4 protein-coding genes are annotated in these 5,254 nt (G+C 34.3%); 2 read left to right on the top strand and 2 right to left on the bottom strand.

All coding sequences use genetic code 11. From position 1 onward, the window contains the following. Positions 1 to 992, top strand: a 992-nt coding sequence (locus AOG54_RS00855) for a nucleoside hydrolase (protein ID WP_055032271.1), incomplete at its 5' end; no start/stop codon positions are given. Between the two features lie 45 nt (positions 993 to 1,037). Next, positions 1,038 to 2,987 carry an acetoacetate--CoA ligase gene (locus AOG54_RS00850; RefSeq protein ID WP_048102404.1) on the top strand — a complete coding sequence of 650 codons (1,950 nt, stop codon included), beginning with the start codon at positions 1,038 to 1,040 and terminating at the stop codon, positions 2,985 to 2,987. On the opposite strand, the gene AOG54_RS00845 is transcribed toward AOG54_RS00850, so the two are convergent. Further along, complete coding sequence (locus tag AOG54_RS00845; protein WP_054963983.1) at positions 2,976 to 3,749, bottom strand: SDR family NAD(P)-dependent oxidoreductase; 774 nt, start codon at positions 3,747 to 3,749, stop codon at positions 2,976 to 2,978. The two genes, AOG54_RS00850 and AOG54_RS00845, sit on opposite strands and share 12 nt — an antisense overlap. A 5-nt stretch (positions 3,750 to 3,754) precedes the next feature. Further along, positions 3,755 to 5,158 (bottom strand): 4-hydroxyphenylacetate 3-hydroxylase N-terminal domain-containing protein, encoded by a 1,404-nt coding sequence (locus AOG54_RS00840; RefSeq protein ID WP_054963984.1) that lies wholly within the window; start codon positions 5,156 to 5,158, stop codon positions 3,755 to 3,757. Positions 5,159 to 5,254: the final 96 nt, after the last annotated feature.

The following is a 5,254-nucleotide window of genomic DNA, read 5'->3' as shown; positions in this document are numbered from 1 at the left end:
TTCAAAAATTTAATGAAAAATTTAATATATTGATATATTTTTATTATCTATTGGAGAATATTATAATAGATACGGATACAGCAGGCGATGACGTAACATCAATTATGCTTGCAGCACTCTCCCCAATAAATTTAATATCCATAACCATAGCTGCAGGAAACGTGCCTGTAGAATTGGGCGCAAAAAATGCATTATTAACGCTTGAAAAGGTCAATAAAAAGAATGTCCCGGTTTTTATGGGATCAAGAAAGCCAATGTTAAGGGATCTGGTTACTGCCCAGTATGTCCATGGCAATGACGGCATGGGCAATTCTAATTTTCCTGACCCGCAGAAACAGCCTGAGAACGGAAATGCCTCAGCTGAACTGGTTAATTATGCAGAAATGTATAAAAAAAATCTTATAATATGCGCACAGGCCCCATTAACAAATATTGCACTTGCAACATTAATGGATAATAATTTTCCAAAGAATGTAAAACATTTATATATAATGGGAGGAACATACAGGCATGCAGGAAATATAACTCCTGCTGCAGAATACAATTTTTTCGTTGACCCTGAGGCTGCATATATTGTACTTAAATCTGGTTTCAATGCTACAATACTGCCGTGGGATCTTTGCGCTGAACATGGAACAATAACCATTGATGAAATAATGCATAATTATGAAAAAAATAAAACAGACCTTTTTAAATTTTATTTGGATGTAAACCGATCTGCAATAGAATATAATAAATCTGGAAAATCTGGTATAAATATTAACGGCCTCACACATTCTGATTCATTGTTAATGTCCTGCATTTTAAATAATGATATAATAATGGAGACAAAAAATGTTAGGGTAGATATATCAATTGAAGATGAAATAACAAGAGGCTTTTCATCAATGATTCCTGATGATAACAGTAAAATAAAGGTAATTACCAGGATTAATGAGGATAAATTTAAAAAATTCCTTTTTGGTTCCCTTCAAAATGGTATAAAAGATTAATAAGACATTATAAAAATTTAAGTATAAAATGCAATTAATACAATTATGCCAGAAATTTTATGGGAACCGAACAGGGATGATGTTGATAATTCAAACATGGTTAAATTTATTGATTTTATAAATAAAAACCATAATTTAAATATTAATGAATATAATGATCTTTTCAATTATTCCATAAAAAACATTGAGGTATTCTGGAAGGATATTATGGAATATTTTAGCATAAAATCGCATGGAAATTATGAATACATACTTTCAAAATACCCAATGCCAGGAAATAAATGGTTTGGAGGGCTGAAATTAAATTATGCAGAAAATGTTTTTAAAAATAGCACTGGCACTGCATTAATTTATAAAAACGAAATGAATGAAACAAAAACAATGTCATATGAAGAATTGAAAATGAAAACAGGTGCACTTTACAACTTTTTAAGGGTAAATGGCATAAAATCCGGGGATGTGATAGCAACATATCTATCAAATACAACAGAAAATATTATATCATTTCTTGCATCTGCATCTCTCGGATGCATATTTTCATCAATTTCCATAGATTTTGGCTCCAGAGGTGCAATGGAGAGGTTAATGCAGCTGTCACCGAAGGTACTTATTGTTACCGAGAAATATTATTATGGTGGCCGTGAATATGAAAAAACTAGAGATATTAATGAAATTTTAAAAAATATTCAAACAATAAAACTGGTAATTACTGTAAACAGCATTAATAAAAAAATACACATGGATAATGATAATGTATGGGATATTAACGATATATTTAAGGATTATATGGGAAAATTAAAATTTAGGGAAATGGAATTTAATGATCCTTTATGGGTGCTCTTTTCATCAGGCACAACAGGAAAGCCAAAGGGTATAGTTCACAGCCATGGTGGAATTTTGCTTGAGCACCTAAAATCATTATCACTGCATTTGGATCTAAAAAGGTCTGATAGGTTGTTCTGGTACACTGGTACAGGATGGATGATGTGGAATTTTATGATAAGTTCATTACTGCTTGGATCAACTGTGGTTCTTTATGATGGCAGCCCATTTTATCCCGATTTAAATGTGCTGTGGGATTATTTAAATATTAACAATGTAAAATATTTCGGAACAAGTGCTGCATATATAAATTATCTGAAAAAATCTGGTTTTAAAACAGGAAATGCAGAAAATATTCATGCAATTTTCTACACCGGAAGCCCGCTGAGTGCAGATGGATATAGGTATATATATTCAATAAAAAGGAACGTCTGGTTTACAGGCATAAGCGGTGGTACAGATATTTGTTCAGCATTCTTTGAGCCAAACATAATGCTTAGGGTTTATGCTGGGGAGATGCAATCAATATCACTTGGTGATAGCGTCAAGGTTTATGATGATTCCGGAAATCCTGTTGTCAATAAGATAGGGGAATTAATTATAGATAAACCAATGCCATCAATGCCTGTTTATCTCTGGAATGATATTGATTATAAAATATATAATGAATCCTACTTCAATTATTATAAAAATGTCTGGAGGCATGGTGATTTCGCAGAGATAACTGACAGAAATACCGCCATTATTTATGGAAGGTCAGATTCAACATTAAATAAAAATGGCATAAGGATGGGCACCTCGGAGATATACAATATTGTGGATAATATATCTGGTGTTAGGGATTCATTAATCATAGGAATGGACATCAAGGATGGTTATTACATGCCGCTCTTTATTTCATTAAATGATAAAAATGTGAATATAGAAAAAATAAAATCTGAAATAATTAATTCAATAAAAGAGTATTTACCACGATATATTCCTGATGAAATCTTAATTGTTGATGATATACCTAAAACAATTAATGGGAAGAAGGTTGAGGTTCCAATTAAAAAGATTTTACTCGGATATAATGTAACTGACGCTGTTAACCCAGGTTCCCTCATGAATCCGGAATCACTGGATTACTTTATTAAACTATCAAAGAGGTTAAAAAACAAATTAAATTCTTGATTCTTTTTTGAAATCCCCTGATTTTAGCGCCTGGCCACCGTCTATTTTTATGACCTCACCTGTCATTGTGTCAATTTTAATCTCCGCAATGACTGCCTCTGCTATTTCATCCGGTTCTGTTGCCTTCTTTGTAAGTGTGTATTTATTTATCCACGTATCCCAGCTTATGCCCATGACATTAAGTAGGCTTCCACCAAGATTTGTATTTACAAGGCCCGGGGCGATTGCATTCACCCTTATATCAGGTGCAAGTTCCAGTGCCATTGATTTTGTCAGGTTTATAACAGCGCTTTTGAGGCTTCCATATACTGATAATCCATAATAAGGAATAATTCCGGTAATTGATGCTATGTTTATTATCACACCACGTTCCATTGCCCTTGATGCATACAGGGAGCAGTAGAGCACTGATTTAAAATCTGTTCCAAGTGTTTTTTCTATTAATTTATCATTTATATCCTTAAATGGGGAATAAAATCCGGTTCCGGCATTATTTACGAGTATGTCCAGTTTTCCAAATGTATCCATGGTGGTATCTATTAATAACCTGCAATCCTCCTCCATGGATAGATCGGCCTTGACTGCGATGGCCTCATACCCAAGAGATTTCAGTTCCCTTAATGCATTGTTCGCCTCATCATCACGCTTTCGGTAATTTAATACCAGTAAGGCGCCCTCATAGCCAAGTTTTCTGGCAATGCTTTTTCCTATACCCCTTGTTGACCCGGTTACAATTGCAACCTTATTTTTAATGTCATACATAAAAATCAGTCTCCAGGCATCAGGATTTTTCTGATCATGTCCCTGGCCTCATTAACATTATATCCCCTTAAAAGCCCTATTTTGCTTGCCTCAACTGAACCCTCAGCATGTGCCATCAGTGTTAGCATGTAGCCTGCTAAATTGCTTCCAGCAAGTTCCTTTGCAAGCCTTAAAAGATTAAAACGGTATTCACCCGGTGCCATGGATGCAAGATATTTATATATGTACTTTTGATTCTGCCTATTTTCAAGATCCTCAACAGATGGCATTGTAACAATAATGCCTCCTGAAATTTCTATAAGCCCATTAATAAGCCTGTAGAAGTTTTCATTTGAATATAATTTACCTATGTTTGTGTATACCGGATTTGGAACAGCTATACCGGAATCAATTTCGCAGAACATTGCAGCTGTATAGCTGCTCATGGTCATAATTTCCTTATACTGGATCATATCAAGCATCTTATTTTTTACATGCCCGGCATTTTCTATGCCATTGGCCTCTGCCATCATGCTTGCAATGCCAATATATAAATTTGCTGTTGCGGCCCTGTATGAAACCGCTGTAAACCTGTGAAATGTTGCAAATAGGTTGGCAAGCTCTCCAGCAAATTCCCCCTCACCGGCCATGTATACATGGTCCCATGGAATGAAAACATTATCAAATATTGTTGTTGTTTCCACCTCAAAGTCCATTTTGCTTAGAATTGATGAGGAGTTTCCCTCAAGCTCATCTATTGGCCTCACAATAAACCTTAAACCAGGCGTGTTTGTGCTTACAGAAAATGCAACGGCATAATCACAATCCTTTTTTGTCATGTTTCTGTATGGAATTACTATAAGCTCATCGGCATATATTGACTGGGTTGTGTGCACCTTTGCTCCTGTAACATAGATGCCTTCTTTATCCTTTTTTGTTATATGCAAATATGAATCAATATCGTCCTGTTCCTCTGGCCTTTTTGACCTGTCACCCTTTGTATCGGTCTGTGCCACCGCCAGTGTTAAATCGTTTTTTATGCATCTTTCATAGAGAGATTCAACATTTTTATAATAATGCGTATTATATTTTTTGTCTATTTTTTGTGATACTATTTTCATTGCAAATATGGCATCTGATCCAATGGCCTGGGAAATATTAAAAATTCCATTGCAATAATTTGTGGTATTGTATATTAATTCCCTGCGGCTTATTAAATCCTCTGTGTTTTCAGGAACCTTAAAATATTTGCTGATTTTCTCGCCGGAATTACCTGTAAATACCCTATCTGGATAATCAAAAAGTTTGGCAGCATGTTTTGCACCAATGCCGAGTACATCATGGGAAACAACATTGTCTATCTTTTTACCCCTGTAATAAACATTTCCTGGATGCAGGGTTTTAAGAAATTCTGATGATGTTCTTACCATAAATAAATATAAATATTAACTCTATATATTTATTGTGATTGTATAATAAATGGGCACGGAATTTTTGTCTGTTTATAAATTAATAATACATCCATA

The organism is Acidiplasma aeolicum (assembly GCF_001402945.1).
GTDB classification, from domain to species: Archaea; Thermoplasmatota; Thermoplasmata; order Thermoplasmatales; family Thermoplasmataceae; genus Acidiplasma; species Acidiplasma aeolicum.
Note: the sequence above shows the minus strand (reverse complement) of the source record. Positions and strands in the feature narration are given on the sequence as shown.

What these genes read in the sequence shown, in the direction of transcription:
- AOG54_RS00850 (WP_048102404.1), top strand. Translation starts at nt 1,038, where the DNA reads ATGCCAGAAATTTTATGGGAACCGAACAGGGATGATGTTGATAATTCA.
- AOG54_RS00845 (WP_054963983.1), bottom strand. Translation starts at nt 3,749, where the DNA reads ATGTATGACATTAAAAATAAGGTTGCAATTGTAACCGGGTCAACAAGG.
- AOG54_RS00840 (WP_054963984.1), bottom strand. Translation starts at nt 5,158, where the DNA reads ATGGTAAGAACATCATCAGAATTTCTTAAAACCCTGCATCCAGGAAAT.